This is a genomic window from Rhizobium sp. BK661, assembly GCF_024808825.1.
Taxonomy (GTDB): domain Bacteria; phylum Pseudomonadota; class Alphaproteobacteria; order Rhizobiales; family Rhizobiaceae; genus Rhizobium.
Map to the genome: position 1 here is coordinate 134854 of NZ_JANTYT010000010.1, position 16388 is coordinate 151241.

Sequence of the window (16388 nt, forward strand, 5' to 3'; positions counted from 1 at the left end):
ACTCAGCTACGGCAGCACAATCAAAAGTACAATCATGATACCGGCGGTGAGCAAGCAAAGTACATCAAGCCCAACGGTCACGATATCAGACGCGCGATGTCGTCTCGATCGCTCGAACGTGGCGGCAATGCCCGCACCCATGAAGCTCATGACAGCGACTATACCCAGCACTAGCGGTAAATGGGCTGTTTCCATCTCTAACCTCCTTTCTCTGGAAACCCCAAACCAGAATAAGGGCTCTAGGTTCCTTTGCCTACCATAGAGCAAGCTGTGCTGGTGGATGCCGACTGTCGTTGGCTGCAGATGAACCGAAGAGTGCCTGGCAGATCTGAAGCGGGGCTCGCCTTGCAAAGCCGAGATGGCGTCCGCGGAGAAACATATTGGCATTGTTAGCCACGCTCCCCGCTGAAGTGCTCGGCGTCGCCTGTTCGCCTGAAAGAAGCCTGTGAGCAGTCGATGCTGATCGTGTTCCTTGGCGCATGGGGGTGCAGCTGATGCCTTTGGCATCCTTGTGGCGCGCTGCCTCTACTTTAGAACGGCGTGGCCGCGTCGGCACGGCGGCGTCCCATAATGCGCCGCCATGGCTTAGTCAGAGACGGCTGCAAGCCGGAATCGCTGCCGGAAGGCTCGTGGCATACTCAGCGTGCAATAGCGACAACGACCTACCGACCACGGCGCCCCTTGATAAAGCCTAGCTATCAGCATTGGAAGCGCTGGACCCCGCGCGAGCGCCAGCTCATAATCCCGCAGCGGTGTGCCTAAGCCGCGTTTCCAGCGGTCAAACGCCACGGCCCATGGAACCGCTCAGCTTCCGGAATCTATCGCCCCGTTGCTTGAGACAGCGCATCGCCAGAAGATGTTCTTGTCTTCCGAGCGACAACAATTGAGGCTTCGGCCGGGCATTGCAGCTTTGTCTCAGTGTGTGCTGCCTGCTGGCGCTTTCTCTGTCGCCATGACGATGCCGGCGTAGTGGACGGGATTGTCATTGCGATCCCTGAAACAGCGACCAAATGCCGAAACATGAATGTATGAGCCATCTGCCTTGCGTGATCGATATTCTTGCACCGTCGGGTGTTCCGCAATGATGGCGTCGTTTATCTGCTTGGCCAATGTCGGTGCATCGTCCGGATGCACGCGATCAAGATAGGTCTGGACGGGCAGTCCACGTTCGGTTTCAACCGGGTCGAGACCGAAAAGCTCGGCCATCGCGCTGTCGGCGTAGACAAGGTTGCTATTCAGATCCCAGGTGAACAACCCTGCATCCGGCATTCGCTCAGTCGAGATTTGTGTAAGAAACAGCCGCTCCGCGCGCCGTACCATGGTTCCTCCCATTCAAAACCCTCCACCAGAATGGACCCGCACCGACTATCCATGCAAGCTGTCTTTTGAGAGGATCGCCTACGTCCAGAGGTTTAAGGAAGGATTGATCTCTCACAATGCTTAACGCCAGGCCTACTAGAGCGCCCCTTGCCATGGAAGGCAGGTTTTATCTGCCGACGCGGATCGCTCTGCGGCAACGACTAGTCCGAAGCTTTGCCCCGCCAAGAATCACGTTCTGACGGTGTTCGCTGGCAGGGTTCATAGTGAATGAGTAAACAAGTCATGTTCGGGAGCTTCAGATCGGCTGCCCGGCCATCTCCCGAACAGCGCGCGAAGCCGAAATCACGCGGGGCAACTTTTCCTTTCTCGTCATTGTTCGTTCCTCCTCACCGCGAATATCTCAGAGCCCCTTCAGTTGCCAACGTCTTAAGAGACAGTCCGGCGGGATCATCGCCGACCCATGTACGATATCGTACGGGTGTTCCTGGTTGACCTCCGGTACTGCGGAGCTAGGATCAGAAAGAAGCCGACGCAGACCGCCGGAGGCATGCTAAACCCATCTACGCCTTTAAGAAATGTCCGGCGCGGCGCCGCACGTGCGGCTCGCGCTGCAAACTTGAAACTTTCGGTATCCTGAGCGGTTCTAGGGAAATCTAGCAAAGCAATCCGCCGCGCTTAGCCGGCACGTTCAACCGGAGTAACGAATGTCCCTCTCGAATGCTCAAGCCCTTAATCCAAATGAACTGAAGCTTGTCACCAAGGTGGTGTCGAAGTGGTGCCACCAATATCACGTGTCCCCGAATAGTGATCAGGGAAAAGCAGTCATGGCGGCAGCGATCGAACGTGTTCTGGCTGGCGAACACTCAGCAGTTATTTTAGGCGAAGCTATTCGGTCCCATATGGCGATCCGGCATTATCAGCAACCGTGGGAATGACCCCGTCGGTTGAGTTCCGCGCATCCACCGCGAACTGAAGCTTAGACGTCGATCTAACAGCCTGCTGGGTTACCAAGACAAAGACCTTCGCCCGACTAGCCCCAGTCCTTTTCAGGTCGGATCTGCCCCCATGACCAGGCCTTCGATATCATGCTTTTGAATGATCGGCTGCAAGTCATCCACGACGCGGCAAACAAGATGGTCTCGGGCGATGGGTGGAAGTGTGTCGTACCACTCGCGCGTGACCATCATGTCATGAAGTTCCGCGTGGCCGGCACCGGGCGCATCGACACCGAGTACCATGACGGGACGAGCGATCGGAGACCCATGCTCCGTGCCTCGATGGACCGTTAGTGCGGATCTGCAGGAAATGTCACCGCGGTTGGGATACTTGCGGGTCGCGCGCTCCTGAAATCTTGCCCACTCGGATTTGTCCGGAAACATTTCATGTTTCCATTTTCTACCGTCATCATACTGCGTACCGGGAGCTATTTCGAATGGCCCCATGTCTTCCGTCACATCGACACCGGTGAGATTGAAGGCAAGTGAAGTAATTTTCCGATCGCGATACGTATCAACTGGCGACGGAAAATCACGATGCCAGGGTTGATACTTGGCGCCCTGGAAGGGGACGTCGAGCCCAATCTCTACGATTTGGTAGTCTTGACCGAGCACAGCGGTACACATGCCAACAAGCCAGGGATGCGTGACAAGGTCAACAAAACCTCGGAAGTTCTGGGGATGGATCTCGACATACCATCTTCTGGGGCCCCGACCGACCGCGCCGCCGGGTCTCTGGATTGCCTCCCAGAAAGCCGTCATCATGTCCTCGCGCATGTCGTCGGCCCAGTCGCGGCTGAACGCGCCTTTCAGCCCGGTAATTCCGTCGTTGCGCAGGTCGGCAATGTTGGATTCCAAGTCGAAATGGTCGTCACCTGCCATCGGAATTCCTCCTCCTTGTCCAAGTGGGAGAGTAAGATTACTAATAATTTCTATCAACCGTATATTATTAGGGCACGATGAAGCAACGCAAGGTAACGACCTTGCGACGAGTTACAATGGCAGATGTACACGGGCAGCGACCTGTCCCCAGACGACCGGATTGGGGCGACGAAGGCCCTCATTGACTACGGTCACGAACGGATCGCAACCCTCACCGGCGAAAAGCTCAGGGATGTCACGACTGATGCGAATCAGCGTCGTGGTGCTTCACGTCGCGGCGGAGTAATCCCAGCTGAAATGGCTGACGTTGCGATGAATCGTGACAAGCAATCTCTTAGATCATGATCTCACCGCCGGTCACCGGAACAACAGCGCCTGTCATGTAGCTACCAAGATCGGAGGCAAGGAGAACATAGGCGCCTGCCAATTCAGCTGGCTGGCCGGCGCGCTTTAAAAGCGTCTGCTCACCAAACTTCGAAGCCTTTTCGACGGGCATCGTCGAAGGAATGAGCGGCGTCCAGATGGGGCCCGGTGCGACCGCATTCACTCGAATGCCTTTCTCGGCGACCATCTCCGCGAGCGCTGCGGTGAAGTTCGAAATGGCGCCCTTGGTGGAGGCATAGGCGAGAAGCTGGGAAGAGGGTTGTCTGGATTGAATTGATGTCGTGTTTATGATGGCGCTCCCCTTCCTCATGTGTGGGATCGCGGCTTTCGACAAAAAGAAGGGAGCGTAGATATTGGTCTTGAACGTTTCGTCCCACTCCTCTTCCCTAATATCGGCAATGTCGGCGTATGTCCGCTGGAAAGCCGCGTTGTTGACCAGTATGTCGATCCGTCCTAATTCACCAACCGTACGGCTGACAAGCTCCTGGCAATGAGCCTCCGACTTGATGTCGCCTGCCATCAGGACGGCCTTGCGGCCCGCCTCTCTGACCCATCTTTCAGTGTCTCGAGCGTCATCATCTTCGCTCAGATAGGAGATCACCACGTCTGCTCCTTCGCGCGCAAATGCGATTGCCACAGCTTTCCCGATCCCGGAATCTGCGCCCGTGATGAGCGCAACCTTCCCTTCAAGCCTGCCAGTTCCTTTGTAGTCGTGCTCACCATGATCCGGACGCGGTTGCATGTCGGCTGTTCTGCCTGGCGGCTTCTGCTGTTGCTTGGGAAATGGTGGTAGCGGTCTACGGGCGTGAGTCATTGCGATATCCTCGTTGAATACTCTGGCGATTAACCGCCATAAAGGGGAACAGTTCCCTTCTCGTGTGCGGACCCCGCAACTGGCGCGAGATAGCATCTCGCCTCTAATGTTGTCCGAGGCAGCGCCAACTGGCCCGCGCGTCCGGAACCTTCTTCGCCGGGAAAGGTTTTCAAAGTCTCAATTCGAACGGATCCGTCACCGATGTCCAGCGACAACATATTGACCGCTTCCATTGACGATTTTGCCAGCAGGCTTGCAGCCATGATTGATGACGAGCTGTACCAGACTATGGAGCGTCTCGAGGCACTGAGCGAGGCGCCAAAGCGCGGCGATGTCGACGAAATTCTTGCGAGGATAGCGTTGACCGAAACCGAGATAGAACGACGTCACCCCGGACAACTCATGCGGCCATACCTGGATTGGAAGGAAAGTAAACTCGGTCCGTAAACGCCAGCGGCCCGACCTTCTTTTAGAGGGAACTGTCTGGCTGCTTGGTCGTTTGTCTCGCAGTCCCAACCCGATGGAGAAAAGAATGGATTGGAACCGCATAGAAGGAAACTGGAAGCAGGCCAAAGGCAAAGTCAAGGAGCAGTGGGGAAAGCTCACGGATGACGACCTCGACCAAATTGCTGGCAAGCGCGACCAACTCGAAGGAAAAATCCAGGAGCGCTACGGGCTGGAACGTGACCGCGCCCGGCAGGATATCGATGATTGGTATGGCAGGCAAACCTGGTGATAAATCAATCGACGGCCCGGACCCCAGTCCGGGCCGTCATGCATAGAGACGGCGCCCCCGTTGATATTCCATTACTGTCTCAATCCGTCTTGAGAAGGATCAGAACGTGATCGCCATCGACGTGTGTGACGACGTCGCCGTCCTCGGTGACAAACCGCGTGTCGCCGTAGTGCTCGAAGTCCGGCAGGAACCTCTGCGCCGAGCGCATTTGTTCGATGGCGATACGCAAATTTTCTGCCCGGATCCTATGGGGCAAGCGTTGGAAAATGGACACCGGCTGATCTCCTGAGGCAATCCAGAAATAATTAAGCATGCCCGCTCGGTTGCAATCCCTTCAATGTGAGTAAACAGGGCTAACCCGGAGAACCTTTGGGCGTAACCACCCGACGGTTCGCTCCCGTGTCACTCGAAATCCGTAGGTGATGCATCGCTCATAAGCGCCCGAGCGCGCGGTTGCCCGACGATTGAGTCGTGAGGAGAGAGGCCCTGCCGGGCTGCATCGCTCTGCCTTCGTGCATTGCTCGCTGCATCCCCGATGCATCCTTCCGGCGCCAGCTGCGTTATTGGGAGGATCGGCGGAGTGAAGCATCATGAGACAACCAATCCTCAGCAAATCGGGCAACTCGATAACGGCAAGCCTGTTTGCGTTGGCAGCCGGAGCTGTGTTGTTGAAAGCCTTCGCGGAACGCAAGGAACCGGAACCTCCAAGTACACCGCATGACGAACCGACCGATGTGCGGGGGCGCAAGGCTGAGGTTCCCGAAGACATCCCCAGAAAAGGATTGCGTGACGTATTCTGGCGAGTTGTCGGCAAGATCTCGAGCCACCGCATCACCCTCATCGCCGCAGGTGTGTCGTTTTATCTGCTGCTCGCCATTTTCCCGGCGCTTGGCGCCGTCGTCTCACTTTACGGGCTCGCTGCCGATCCTATCACGATATCCGACCACCTGAGAGAGCTTTCGTGGGTACTTCCGCCTGGAGCTTTTGATCTCATAGCTGAGCAAATCAAGAGTATCGTACAGCGCGGAACAAGCACGCTGGGCATAGCATTCTTTGTGAGCTTGGCCATCGCATTGTGGAGCACCCATAGCGGAACACTTGCGGTGTTTGACGCCATGAACGTGGCGTACGAAGAGAACGAAAAGCGCGGGTTCGTCAGGCTGAATCTCGTCGCCCTTTGCTTCACTTTGTGCGCCGTCATTGCGGCCCTGCTCATGATTTTTCTGGTTGCCATCATACCGCTTGCTTTATCCTTCATGTGGATTGATGCATTTAAGGAACAGATTGTCCTGTTGATGCGTTGGCCCGTACTCTTGCTTCTTGTCAACGCCGCATCGACGGCAATCTATAGGTTTGGTCCAAGCCGCGCGCCAGCCCGCGTGAGATGGATGACATGGGGAGCCGGCTTTACAGCGATCGGCTGGTTTGTCATGTCCGCTGCCTTTGCCTTCTATCTGAACCACTTTGCCAACTACAGTGCGACCTATGGCACATTGGGAGCTTTGATAGGCTTTCTCATGTGGATGTGGTTGTCAGTCGTGATCCTGGTTCTCGGCGCGGCATTAAACGCGGAGCTCGAGCACCAGACGGAAATTGACACCACGACGGGACGACCATTGCCTATGGGTGCGCGCGGAGCTTATGTCGCCGACACTGTCGGTGAAGTGCAAGATTGATCAGTTTGAGTTGCGTGGCTCGGAAACCAACAAACATTTCCGAACCAACATGTCACACGGGGGCCAACCAATGTAGTTCACCGAGCTGGCAAGGGACCTTTATCTGGCGCGATGGGCTTTTTTTGCACCATCATCCGCTAGGCGTATCAAACCCGCAGTCCAGCGATGGTCGAGAGGTTGACTCCGTGTGCCGCTCGGTCGAAAAGACTTGTGGCTATAGAGGGAGATAACTGATGGCTGACGACAATAATGGAAGTTCGACGAGCGAGGTTGTTAACGCAACCGCTCCTGCAGAAATGCCGGCTCCGAAAAAACAGCGCGGCCCGCGCAAGAAGATCACCACAGAAGCAGCCGGTTCGGCTGTTCCTGTTGCCAAGTCACCGAAGGGCACGCGCCAGAAGCGCAGCGAGCTGATCAGCGAAACAAAGCCAGCTTCCGTCGAGGCAGCCGCCCCGGCAAAGGGCCTGGCGCCGACCGGCGTCCGGGGCCCGCGGAAATACGGTGCGGCAAAACAGGCAAAGAGAACCGGCACGGTGGTCGCTACGGCAGTTGACGAAGTGGCCGATCTTCTTCAGCTCGAGGAAGAGAACAAGCGTCTGCGCAAGACACTCGCAGAAAAACTGCGGGCGGAAAATGCCGATCTTCGCAAGCGGCTCGGGATCGCTTGATCGAAAACATAGTGAGAAACGCGTAACAGCGCCTCGCATTCTCATTAGAACCATGTTGCCGGACTCGGTCAGCGGGCCCGGCTCGCAACTGCGGCAACGTCGCCGTCGGTCGGCCCGAGATTGAAGCATTATGAAATCACCCTGGAAATATCTGACACAATTGACATCCCGAAAGCGGCCGGCCGATTACGAAGATAGGTCACTCGACGACAGTCCCGGACAAAGGGCGGAGGAAGGCGAGGCACTTCAGTCATCGGGGGAGGTCGAAGCCACACTGCCATCTGGAACGGCCGATGGAGACGAGCCGCTATCTGATCCGGAGATGGACGTCGGCACCCCGTTTGAAGCCAAAGATGACTTGGGCGTCGCGACATCACACCTGTCAGATGGGGCCGATGGAAATGATCAACTGGTGTCCAAAAGCCGCAATGACGACACTGTGGACAAGCCGACACCGGTGTCGGTGAGCGATGCAAAGAGCGAAATCGTCCATCCGTTGCGACCGACGCGAGCAGGGCGGCCAAAGAAAAACCACGCAAAGGTGGTTGCTAAGACCACGTCCGCATTAGATAAGGGGCAAACAGAATCGCCCATCCCGCCCGCTCCGACCGTCGTCGACCACGGTACGGAGCTGGATCGGGAGATCAAGCATTTGAGAAACGAATTGGCTGAACGGCTGCGTGTGCAGAATGCTCAGCTCAGGGCGATGCTTGAGCGATTCGAATGACCATATTGCAGAGTGGACAATTATGAAAACACAGTCGCGCACGTTTGTTGTAGAATTCAAATCTTCGCGTCGCCGTCCGAAGGATCAGGCGAAATCGATTTGGGGAAACACCGATCTCAAGGCCATGGCACGTGAGACGGAAGCCGATGCTCCGCATCTGTTCGAGCCGGTAGTGCCGGCGTTGCAGACCGGACCAGAGCAAAAGCATGAACCAGTAGAAAGCCCAACACCAGTCGAAACTGTCGCCTTGGATCAGGACCACAAGACGCAACCCCTACCGTCCGATGCGCCGGTTGAAGCGGCGACACAATTTGAACCAGATGCAGCAGTGGCAGTGACAGTGCATCCGGAGGTGCCATCCACGACACCGCCGCGAAAGCAGCGCAAATTGCGCTCCCGTCCAGCACGCACAGCAAACGCCGGTGGCCGCAAGGCGCCAGTCGTTGCGGCGGCCGTTCAGCCCGACGATCTTGTCGCGCTTGAGGATGAAAACAAGAGGCTCAAAGCGCTGATGACAGTACATCTGCGCCAACAGAACACTGCGCTTCGGGATATGCTCCTGCGTTTCGCGGACAGGGCTGCCTAGGCCGGCGACGTTGCGACCGGGAGATATTCCCTCCTGGGCAGGCTGCCATAGTCGTCCAACCGCTCTCGGCAAGGGGGATGGACCACGCTGCTTTGTTCCTTCGCTGTCTAAGGGGAGGGGGTTCCCTGCCGTTCAAAATTCGATCGCGTTATACTGCACTGGATTTCGACAAACGAGCGCTCTCAGCGAAGTGCGACCAGCAGCGTACAGCGGCTCGGAGCTGTTCTATGATATCATTTGCAGCTTGATCGGAAACTGACGCTCCCGGGAAATCGTCAGCAAATGGTCCTGCCCGGACTTTGCCTTCTCCTGCGCCGTGCTATGCTCGCCGCCCGGCCCCGACGAAAAGGTACGATCGTAAGCCGGCGACAGTGACCATCGACCTTCGACGTTCATGAGGAACGCGTGGTTCTCTGCCGAATCTCGCGATTTTTCGCGTAAACGTTAATGACTATGTTTTGAAACATTCGCAGGAAAGCGCCACTGTCCCGGGTGATCATAAGCGTAAGCTTGTGAAGGTGGTCGTAGTCTAATGAGGCCTCGCGGTGGCTTGAGCCGCTTGTCGGATGAGATGGCGCCTCTGCATCCATAGGTAAGCCTTCCCAACAGAGAGGCGGCCTCCTTTCGTCGAACGCCCGAAGGTGCGTCACTACCTGTTACCTACATAAAAGCATTTCGGTAATCATCTGACTGCAATAGATCGTGACATTTAATTCGTTTTTTATTGCTGGACGGTCTCTATCGGGGTTGTTATGCTGCTCTGCACAATAGAGACGAGGGCGCGTTTCTTCGAGAAACCTCAATCGCTCTATTGTTGCACTTGCTATTGGGGCCTTTGTTCGGTGTTGCCCGAAAGAATCGTGGCTGCACCCGTGGAAGGTTGTGAAACGGGAGCGTTCGGTGGAGCAGATCTATATTTCAAATCAGTACGCCGACTTGAACCCAACATGGCATGAAGAAGATTCACCATGGAAAGCTGCACAAATCTCCAAGATCATCGACAAGAACAGGATCAGCTTTTCCAGTCTCTGCGAGGTTGGTTGCGGTACCGGCGAGATCCTGCTCAACCTGGCCCGAACCTACCCCCAGGCAAAATTTGACGGCTATGAGGTCGCCCCCCACGCCTTTCAAAGGGCCAGCCTGAAAACGACGAGCAATGTTTCCTTCCATCTGAAAGATATTCTCCAGGAATCGGACCTACACTACGATGTTCTCGTCATCGCCGACGTGATCGAGCACGTGGAGGACTATCTTTCCTTCATCAAGGGTCTGCGTGGCCTTGCTCGCTACAAGATCTTCCACATCCCCCTGGATCTGTCGGTTCAGTCTGTCCTCAGAGGCTGGCCAATTACAAACCTTCGCAAGAACGTCGGCCATCTCCACTATTTCTTCAAGGATACGGCGCTCGCCAGCCTGACGGATTGCGGATATAGGATTGTCGATCATGCCTATACCGCAAGCCGCATCGAGCTGCCGAAACAGGCCTTCAGCAGCAGGCTAATGAGCCTGCCCAGAAAACTTCTGTTCCCCCTTAACCCTGACCTTACGGTCAGGGTCCTCGGAGGCTACTCTCTGCTTGTCCTGGCAGAATAGGATCGATCGGCGGTCAATCAGCTCCGGCCGAACTCGTCGACGATACGGATGATATCGTCTTCGCCGAGATAGGATCCTGTCTGGACTTCGATCAGCTCGAGCATGATCTTGCCCGGGTTGGCCAGGCGATGGATTTCGCCGAGTGGGATGTAGACGGATTCGTTCTCTCTCAGCATCTGCACGTTCTCGCCGATGGTCACCTCGGCCGTGCCCTTGACGACGATCCAATGCTCGGAGCGGTGGTGGTGCTTCTGTAGTGACAGTTTCTTGCCCGGCGTGACGAAGATGCGTTTCACCTGGAAGCGGTCGCCGTTCAGCACCGAGGTATAGCCGCCCCAAGGCCGGTAGGAGGTGGGATGGGTCTCTGTCAGCTGCGATGTCTTAGGCGCGGAGGCGAGCATCTTCACGAGGTTGCCGACGTCCTGGCTGTCCTGCAGTCGGCCGACATACACGGCGTCCTCGCTGGCGATGACAGCGATATCGTCCATGCCCTGGACGGCTAGGTGTACACCATGTGTCATGATGAGCGAGTTCTTGGTGTTGACGACCGTCGTATTGCCGGCTGCCACATTGCCATATTCATCGCGGCTACCGCTCTTCCAGACGGAATCCCAGCTGCCGAGGTCGGACCACTTGAACGGCGAGGGGACGACGGCGGCGTTGCTCGTCTTCTCCATGATCGCGTAGTCGATCGAGATGTTCGGGGCAGCGGAGAACGCTGCCTTGTCGAGACGGATGAAGTCGAGATCGGTCTTTGCTTTTTCAACGGCTTCATCAGCGGCCCTGATCGTCTCCGGAGCGTGGGTGCGCAACTCATCGAGCAGGCATGAGACCGAGAACATGAACATCCCGGAATTCCAATAAAACCCGCCTGTCGCCACCATATCCTCTGCCTTGTTGAGAGGTGGCTTTTCGATGAATCGTGCCACCACCCGAGCACCCGAAGGAAGCTGCTCCCCACCCTCGATGTAGCCGTAACCTGTAGCCGGTTCGGTCGGCTGGATACCGAACGTCACCAGCTTGCCTTGGGCTGCCGTGGCGGCAGCGATGCGTACACAGTCGAAATAGGTGTCGTCGGCGACGATCTCGTAGTCGGAGCCGAGCACATGCATGATCGTGTCTCCATCGAAGCGTTTGCCGACAATGGCCGCGGCTGCAGCCACAGCTGCAGCCGTATTGCGGGCAACCGGCTCAAGCAGGATGGCGGCGAGGTCGATATCCAGTTCACGCGCCTGCTCGGCGACGAGAAACCGGAATTCTTCGTTCGTGAGCACGACAGGTGCATCGTAAAGCGCGGGATCGGACACGCGCTGAAGCGTCTCCTGGAACAATGTCTTATCGCCGATGAACTGGATGAACTGCTTAGGAGCTGCGGCACGCGATAGCGGCCACAGACGTGTGCCCCTGCCACCAGCCATGATTACGGGAACGATCTTCTGTGTCATTTGGTGTGTCCTCGAAAACTACCTTTGCTTTGCCAATCAATTCGCCTGCGCCCACCACAGGATTCGTTCCAGGCCTGCATGTAGCAAGTCCTGAGCGGCTGCTTCGCTTTGCGCCTCCGCGTAGCAGCGCATTTCCGGAGCATTGCCGGAGGGGCGGAAATGAATGATACGTCGATCCGTCAGCGTGGCTCGAAGCCCGTCGATATCGCTGACGCTGTCAAGCACGCCGATCGGCTGCAGAAAGGCCGCAAGACTGGCGGGGCTGGCGCGAAGATGGGCCATCAAGCGGCCGCTGGTGTCGACCGGAAAATTCTCAAGCCGGTCGGCTGCGGCAAAAGGAAGGTGGAAGGACGCCGCAATCAGCGAAAGCGGTTGGCGCTTCGTGGCGGCAAGAAAGAGGGTCGAAAGGATCGGCACGAAACAATCGCGCGTTGGCAGGGCGTCCAGCACGTGGCCGTTGACGTCAAATTCGCTTGCGGTTAGTACGCCGCCATTGGCTTCGAAACCCGCCACATGGTCCTGGCCGGCCGCAAGTGCGTCCTGCATCCCTGATATGACGAATGGAGAACCGACGCGCGTGCGAATGACGCTGAAGGCACCGGCGGTCTCCAGGCCGGAATTCGACGTCACGGGTGTCACGACAGTCGCTGCGCAGAGAAAGTTCGAGGCGATCAGCCCAAGCAGGTCGCCACGCAACGGCATGCCGGTTTCGTCGGCCACCAATGGGCGATCACCATCACCGTCCGCAGAAATTATGGCGTCAAGTCGATGATGTCTCGCCGCTTCCTTCAACTTGGCTATCGTCTCTTCAGAAACCGCTTCCGTGTCGACGGGAATGAATTCATCCGAGCGGCCAAACGGTACGACCGTCGCACCGAAATGCTCCAGGAGTTCCACCATCAGGTCACGGGCGACCGTGCTATGCTGGTAGACGCCGACCTTGAGGCCGGCAAGAGCGCCCGCGGGAAGAACAGTGGCATTGCGTTGGCGAAAAACAGAGAGGCATTCCTCGGATCTGTCTTTCATCCTCGCACCTCTGGGGGAAAAGGTGAAACCGGCGCGATCGAATTCTGCCGCAAGAGCCGTGATCGCTGCCTCGTCCGTCTTGTCGATCTCACCGTCCGGCCGGTAGAACTTGATGCCATTGCGATCGGCCGGGATGTGCGAGCCCGTGACCATCAGGCAGGCCGCCTTTTTCTTCAATCCGTAAAGAGCGAGCGCCGGCGTTGGCACCGTACCGCAGTCGCGGACATCAAAGCCAAGGCTGGCAAGTGCCTCAGCACAGTTCCCGGCAATCTCGGGGCTGGAGTCCCTGAAGTCCTGGCCGATCAGAATGACGTCACCGCAGCCGGCCATTCCGCTGTCGAGCAGGTATCGACCGAAGGCAGAAGCATGAAGCGCCGAAGCCCGGCCCTTGAGGTCGACAGACAGGCCGCGAAGCCCGCTCGTTCCGAATTTCATTCCGATCTTCCTTCACGCATTCGACGCTGGACTCAACTGACAATTTCAAGGCCGCTGCCGGCACCAATACGTCTTCATGCAACCTTCGGCAACCGTTAGGTCACGGCCACTTGCGAGCACCCGCCTCGCGCCAGATCAGGAAGAGCACACCTCCGACATAACCGACCTGCATCAGGATTATGCAAAGTACGCTATAGTAAAGCGCAAGAGCAATACTCCCGTAATGGTACCAGGACAGGAGAAAAAATACGCATGCAGCGCAGAGCATGCGTAAATAAATGCCCGGGGCACGCATCAATTGGGTAAAACGCTTCATCATTAGTAGCCCCTTCATATGCAGGGTCACATAAGGAGAGAATTTTTGCAAGTGCGAACATGTGTTACTGCAATGCACAAAGCAGATGTGATAAGCTGCAGACAGCTGGAGTTGATGCCGGCAAGGAAAGACATGTTGGACTACTGAATATGACGGGATCAGCGGCGACATTTCGACTTGGTCTATTCCTTTCTCGGTATATTCTTTTCAAGCACTGTCCCCACATATATGCTGCATTGCAGCGCCAGCTTATTAATGTATACCTCTATCAGAGGCGTCTAGACGTCAAGGAAATGCCACCGCATACCAGGCAAACGATCGGGCCTTCCTCAGCGCCAGGAAATATGAGGTTATCGACTATGGTTGAGTTCAAGGGACGTGTGGGATGATAGAGCCCATCGGAATATTCACCGTCGCTCTCGGCCTCTATTGCCTGACGCGTGGATATGGGGCGACAGTCACAACCTTCATCGTCCTGACGCTCCTTGGATCCGCCGCGGCGTTGACGCTCGGCGGTTCCAGTGTGCCCCCGGCGCATCTCTTCCTGCTGTTTGTTCTGATTGCTGCGCTTCGAACTCCTTCCCTGCCGGGTATGGCAATCAATGCCTTTCGTCTCGGCAAGCCTGCCTTCTGGTTGGCCGGACTTCTGCTCTACGGTGCGATCTCCGCCTATTTCTCTCCCAGATTGTTTGCGGGGATGAGCCATATCATTCCGCTGGGAGCATCCGAGTATCCCTCGACGGGCGGTACCGTTCCCCTTGGCCCCGTCTCCAGCAATCTCACGCAGACGATCTACCTCACCGCGGATCTTCTGTGCTTTGTCATCATCGCGTCCGTCTGTTCGACAAAGACCGGTTTTCGCGCGACGTTCAACGGGCTTCTCGCCTGGGCCGCGGTCAATGTGATGTTTGCACTGCTTGATCTGGCTACCAGCGCAACCGGCACGGAAGAGCTTCTTCAGTTCATGCGCAATGCCCAGTACACGTTCCATGACAGTGATACGGTCAATGGCATGAAGCGGATCGTTGGATCATGGCCGGAAGCCTCGGCCTTCGCCGGGATGACGCTCGGTGCCCTCGGATTTACCGGCACGCTGTGGATTTGTGGTCGCTACCCCGGCACAACCGGTTTGCTCGCCCTCTGCTCGTTCGTGCTGATCATATTGTCAACATCCTCGACCGGTCTGATTGCCGCACCGATATGCCTGTTCCTGCTCTATCTGACCGCGGTTTTGCGATGCGGGATCTCGCCCGAGAGTCGACGCAGCACGGGCGTCGTTCTGCTCGCCCCGCCGATTGCCCTTGCGTTGACATTGATCATCGTGCTCCAGGACAATCTCTTCCGTACCATCTATGACTACGTCGATTTGCTGGTCTTGAGCAAATCGACATCCGGCTCGGCGGTCGAGCGCGGATCCTGGAATCTTGCCGCCTGGCAGAACTTTACAGACTCCTTGGGTCTCGGAGTGGGTCTGGGCACCGCGCGCACCTCTAGCTTCCCGATGGCGCTGCTTTCCAACGTCGGCGTCCCCGGCACGGTATTTTTCCTGTTGTTCCTGCTGTCTGCGCTACGGCCTGGCATGTCGGCTCGCACCTTCGAATCCGACGTTCGTCTTGCAGCCTGCAACGGCTGTCTCGGATTGCTTGCCGGATCATTGGTGGCTGGGCCGACCGTCGATCTCGGTCTGCTCTTCTTTGTGCTCGCTGGCCTGACGGCCAGCCGTCCTCTTGCCAGACTGAAAGAGATCCCACTGTTGCCACTGCGGGGTAGTGGTGTCCTCGACAGTGCGGCCGAGGCACGCCATTCACATCCGCAATTGAGCTTGCATAGCCGCAAGCATCAAACGTAGACGCGAAAATAATCAACGCGCATATGGGTTAGAAGCTGCTCGGGCCCGAGACCCTGGGGGTAGGGAATGTCGGCGCTGAGCGCAAGGGTGAGCAGCGGCCAGAAAACATCCCCATCGACGTCGAGGTCAGGAGAACGGTGGATCGGCCAATTTGCTGTTTTGCCGGTGCGTGTATCGACGATTGGCTTTCGTTCGAAATAAGGCACACACTTGGTGTCATCGACGAGAATACCGTACCGTCTGTAGTCTCGCGTAACGTCGACAATTGTCGGCACGCCCGTACCCTCGTGATGCTCCCCGGGCTGGCCCCATTCGTGCAGATAGGTGCCGTACAATGTCGGTTCCCATCCTTTATGTTCCACGACATCGAGCTCGATGCTGGTCTTTGGAGCAAGAATACTGCGACCATTCATCAGCCAGAAAGCCGGCCAGGTCAGAGGATGGCTTGGAAACAGCATCCGCGCTTCGAAATAACCCCGCCGCCACCCCTTGGTGACGATCCCGTCTTTCCTGGCAGTCTGAATATTTCCCGAAATCCACTGATATTCCGGGTTGGTGTTTCCATAATAGGCCGGGACAGACATCGGAGCACCGATATACTTGGCCGATATCTGAAGTGCCTTGCCGTCTTCTGCACGGGAATCATCCACTATCTCGTAGGGGATAAAGCCTTCTTCACCTGCCCGCCTGGAAAAGGCCGAGCGACCGTAGAAACCGGTGTCCCAGGTGCCGGCCTTTGGCCCGGCGTGCCAGACAGACCAATCCAGTTGCAAAAAACTGTCCTCGAAGTCGAGGCGCCGATTGTCGGTCGGATCATCCGTGCCGGCAAAAGCATGTCGCTGCGTGACACCCGCAATGGCAAGCGAGCCAGTGGCCGCGAGCAGCCCCCTTCGGGACATCTCATGTCTCGTCATCAAGGCCTCCTGAAATGCCCAA

General features: G+C 56.8%; 18 protein-coding genes. 9 read left to right on the forward strand and 9 right to left on the reverse strand.

Annotated elements, in window-relative coordinates:
- Positions 1-6: 6 nt before the first annotated feature.
- A complete protein-coding gene (locus FHX16_RS20270) occupies positions 7-195 on the reverse strand; it encodes a hypothetical protein (RefSeq protein ID WP_259129995.1) in 189 nt (62 codons plus the stop codon).
- Positions 196-915: 720 nt separating this feature from the next.
- A complete protein-coding gene (locus FHX16_RS20275; protein WP_259129998.1) occupies positions 916-1320 on the reverse strand; it encodes a PAS domain-containing protein in 405 nt (134 codons plus the stop codon).
- A 704-nt stretch (positions 1321-2024) separates the two neighbouring features.
- Here FHX16_RS20275 and FHX16_RS20280 point away from each other — a divergent pair.
- The gene (locus FHX16_RS20280) at positions 2025-2255 is read left to right on the forward strand and encodes a hypothetical protein (protein WP_259130000.1); all 231 of its coding nucleotides are present in this window, start codon (positions 2025-2027) and stop codon (positions 2253-2255) included.
- Positions 2256-2366: 111 nt separating this feature from the next.
- On the opposite strand, the gene FHX16_RS20285 is transcribed toward FHX16_RS20280, so the two are convergent.
- Positions 2367-3197, reverse strand: a complete 831-nt coding sequence (locus tag FHX16_RS20285) for a phytanoyl-CoA dioxygenase family protein (RefSeq protein ID WP_259130003.1) — start codon at positions 3195-3197, stop codon at positions 2367-2369.
- Between the two features lie 334 nt (positions 3198-3531).
- Positions 3532-4395, reverse strand: coding sequence for an SDR family oxidoreductase (locus FHX16_RS20290; RefSeq protein ID WP_259130004.1), 864 nt, complete (start codon positions 4393-4395; stop codon positions 3532-3534).
- 201 nt (positions 4396-4596) lie between these two features.
- Here FHX16_RS20290 and FHX16_RS20295 point away from each other — a divergent pair, with 201 nt between their 5' ends.
- Positions 4597-4842, forward strand: a complete 246-nt coding sequence (locus FHX16_RS20295) for a hypothetical protein (RefSeq protein ID WP_183864285.1) — start codon at positions 4597-4599, stop codon at positions 4840-4842.
- An 85-nt stretch (positions 4843-4927) separates the two neighbouring features.
- Positions 4928-5131 (forward strand): CsbD family protein, encoded by a 204-nt coding sequence (locus FHX16_RS20300; protein WP_183756703.1) that lies wholly within the window; start codon positions 4928-4930, stop codon positions 5129-5131.
- Positions 5132-5210: 79 nt separating this feature from the next.
- Here the strand turns inward: FHX16_RS20300 and FHX16_RS20305 are convergent, their stop codons facing one another.
- Positions 5211-5405: a hypothetical protein gene (locus FHX16_RS20305; protein ID WP_259130006.1), complete on the reverse strand. Its 195-nt coding sequence runs from the start codon at positions 5403-5405 to the stop codon at positions 5211-5213.
- 316 nt (positions 5406-5721) lie between these two features.
- Between FHX16_RS20305 and FHX16_RS20310 the strand changes: the two genes are divergently transcribed.
- From FHX16_RS20310 to FHX16_RS20330, 5 genes are all read left to right on the forward strand, one after another.
- Entirely contained in the window at positions 5722-6807 is a 1086-nt protein-coding gene (locus tag FHX16_RS20310) for a YihY/virulence factor BrkB family protein (RefSeq protein WP_259130008.1), read from the forward strand.
- A 233-nt stretch (positions 6808-7040) separates the two neighbouring features.
- Positions 7041-7475 (forward strand): SyrB-like regulator, encoded by a 435-nt coding sequence (locus FHX16_RS20315; protein WP_259130009.1) that lies wholly within the window; start codon positions 7041-7043, stop codon positions 7473-7475.
- A 130-nt stretch (positions 7476-7605) separates the two neighbouring features.
- Positions 7606-8202 (forward strand): hypothetical protein, encoded by a 597-nt coding sequence (locus FHX16_RS20320; protein ID WP_259130011.1) that lies wholly within the window; start codon positions 7606-7608, stop codon positions 8200-8202.
- Entirely contained in the window at positions 8186-8788 is a 603-nt protein-coding gene (locus FHX16_RS20325; RefSeq protein WP_259130013.1) for a hypothetical protein, read from the forward strand. Before FHX16_RS20320 ends, FHX16_RS20325 begins: the two co-directional genes overlap by 17 nt.
- Before the next feature lie 900 nt (positions 8789-9688).
- Positions 9689-10381 (forward strand): bifunctional 2-polyprenyl-6-hydroxyphenol methylase/3-demethylubiquinol 3-O-methyltransferase UbiG, encoded by a 693-nt coding sequence (locus FHX16_RS20330; RefSeq protein ID WP_259130014.1) that lies wholly within the window; start codon positions 9689-9691, stop codon positions 10379-10381.
- 17 nt (positions 10382-10398) lie between these two features.
- On the opposite strand, the gene FHX16_RS20335 is transcribed toward FHX16_RS20330, so the two are convergent.
- The 3 genes from FHX16_RS20335 to FHX16_RS20345 form a co-directional block, all read right to left on the reverse strand.
- A complete protein-coding gene (locus FHX16_RS20335) occupies positions 10399-11826 on the reverse strand; it encodes a mannose-1-phosphate guanylyltransferase/mannose-6-phosphate isomerase (RefSeq protein WP_259130017.1) in 1428 nt (475 codons plus the stop codon).
- A gap of 36 nt (positions 11827-11862) precedes the next feature.
- Entirely contained in the window at positions 11863-13287 is a 1425-nt protein-coding gene (locus FHX16_RS20340; RefSeq protein ID WP_259130019.1) for a phosphomannomutase, read from the reverse strand.
- Positions 13288-13387: 100 nt separating this feature from the next.
- Positions 13388-13606 carry a hypothetical protein gene (locus FHX16_RS20345; protein ID WP_259130023.1) on the reverse strand — a complete coding sequence of 73 codons (219 nt, stop codon included), beginning with the start codon at positions 13604-13606 and terminating at the stop codon, positions 13388-13390.
- Positions 13607-13988: 382 nt separating this feature from the next.
- Between FHX16_RS20345 and FHX16_RS20350 the strand changes: the two genes are divergently transcribed.
- Positions 13989-15452 carry a hypothetical protein gene (locus FHX16_RS20350; RefSeq protein WP_259130024.1) on the forward strand — a complete coding sequence of 488 codons (1464 nt, stop codon included), beginning with the start codon at positions 13989-13991 and terminating at the stop codon, positions 15450-15452.
- Here the strand turns inward: FHX16_RS20350 and FHX16_RS20355 are convergent.
- Positions 15443-16366 (reverse strand): family 16 glycosylhydrolase, encoded by a 924-nt coding sequence (locus FHX16_RS20355; protein WP_259130028.1) that lies wholly within the window; start codon positions 16364-16366, stop codon positions 15443-15445. The genes FHX16_RS20350 and FHX16_RS20355 overlap by 10 nt on opposite strands.
- Between the last annotated feature and the right edge of the window lie 22 nt (positions 16367-16388).

What these genes read in the sequence shown, in the direction of transcription:
- FHX16_RS20270 (WP_259129995.1), bottom strand. Translation starts at nt 195, where the DNA reads ATGGAAACAGCCCATTTACCGCTAGTGCTGGGTATAGTCGCTGTCATG.
- FHX16_RS20275 (WP_259129998.1), bottom strand. Translation starts at nt 1,320, where the DNA reads ATGGTACGGCGCGCGGAGCGGCTGTTTCTTACACAAATCTCGACTGAG.
- FHX16_RS20280 (WP_259130000.1), top strand. Translation starts at nt 2,025, where the DNA reads ATGTCCCTCTCGAATGCTCAAGCCCTTAATCCAAATGAACTGAAGCTT.
- FHX16_RS20285 (WP_259130003.1), bottom strand. Translation starts at nt 3,197, where the DNA reads ATGGCAGGTGACGACCATTTCGACTTGGAATCCAACATTGCCGACCTG.
- FHX16_RS20290 (WP_259130004.1), bottom strand. Translation starts at nt 4,395, where the DNA reads ATGACTCACGCCCGTAGACCGCTACCACCATTTCCCAAGCAACAGCAG.
- FHX16_RS20295 (WP_183864285.1), top strand. Translation starts at nt 4,597, where the DNA reads ATGTCCAGCGACAACATATTGACCGCTTCCATTGACGATTTTGCCAGC.
- FHX16_RS20300 (WP_183756703.1), top strand. Translation starts at nt 4,928, where the DNA reads ATGGATTGGAACCGCATAGAAGGAAACTGGAAGCAGGCCAAAGGCAAA.
- FHX16_RS20310 (WP_259130008.1), top strand. Translation starts at nt 5,722, where the DNA reads ATGAGACAACCAATCCTCAGCAAATCGGGCAACTCGATAACGGCAAGC.
- FHX16_RS20315 (WP_259130009.1), top strand. Translation starts at nt 7,041, where the DNA reads ATGGCTGACGACAATAATGGAAGTTCGACGAGCGAGGTTGTTAACGCA.
- FHX16_RS20320 (WP_259130011.1), top strand. Translation starts at nt 7,606, where the DNA reads ATGAAATCACCCTGGAAATATCTGACACAATTGACATCCCGAAAGCGG.
- FHX16_RS20335 (WP_259130017.1), bottom strand. Translation starts at nt 11,826, where the DNA reads ATGACACAGAAGATCGTTCCCGTAATCATGGCTGGTGGCAGGGGCACA.
- FHX16_RS20340 (WP_259130019.1), bottom strand. Translation starts at nt 13,287, where the DNA reads ATGAAATTCGGAACGAGCGGGCTTCGCGGCCTGTCTGTCGACCTCAAG.
- FHX16_RS20345 (WP_259130023.1), bottom strand. Translation starts at nt 13,606, where the DNA reads ATGATGAAGCGTTTTACCCAATTGATGCGTGCCCCGGGCATTTATTTA.
- FHX16_RS20350 (WP_259130024.1), top strand. Translation starts at nt 13,989, where the DNA reads ATGATAGAGCCCATCGGAATATTCACCGTCGCTCTCGGCCTCTATTGC.
- FHX16_RS20355 (WP_259130028.1), bottom strand. Translation starts at nt 16,366, where the DNA reads ATGACGAGACATGAGATGTCCCGAAGGGGGCTGCTCGCGGCCACTGGC.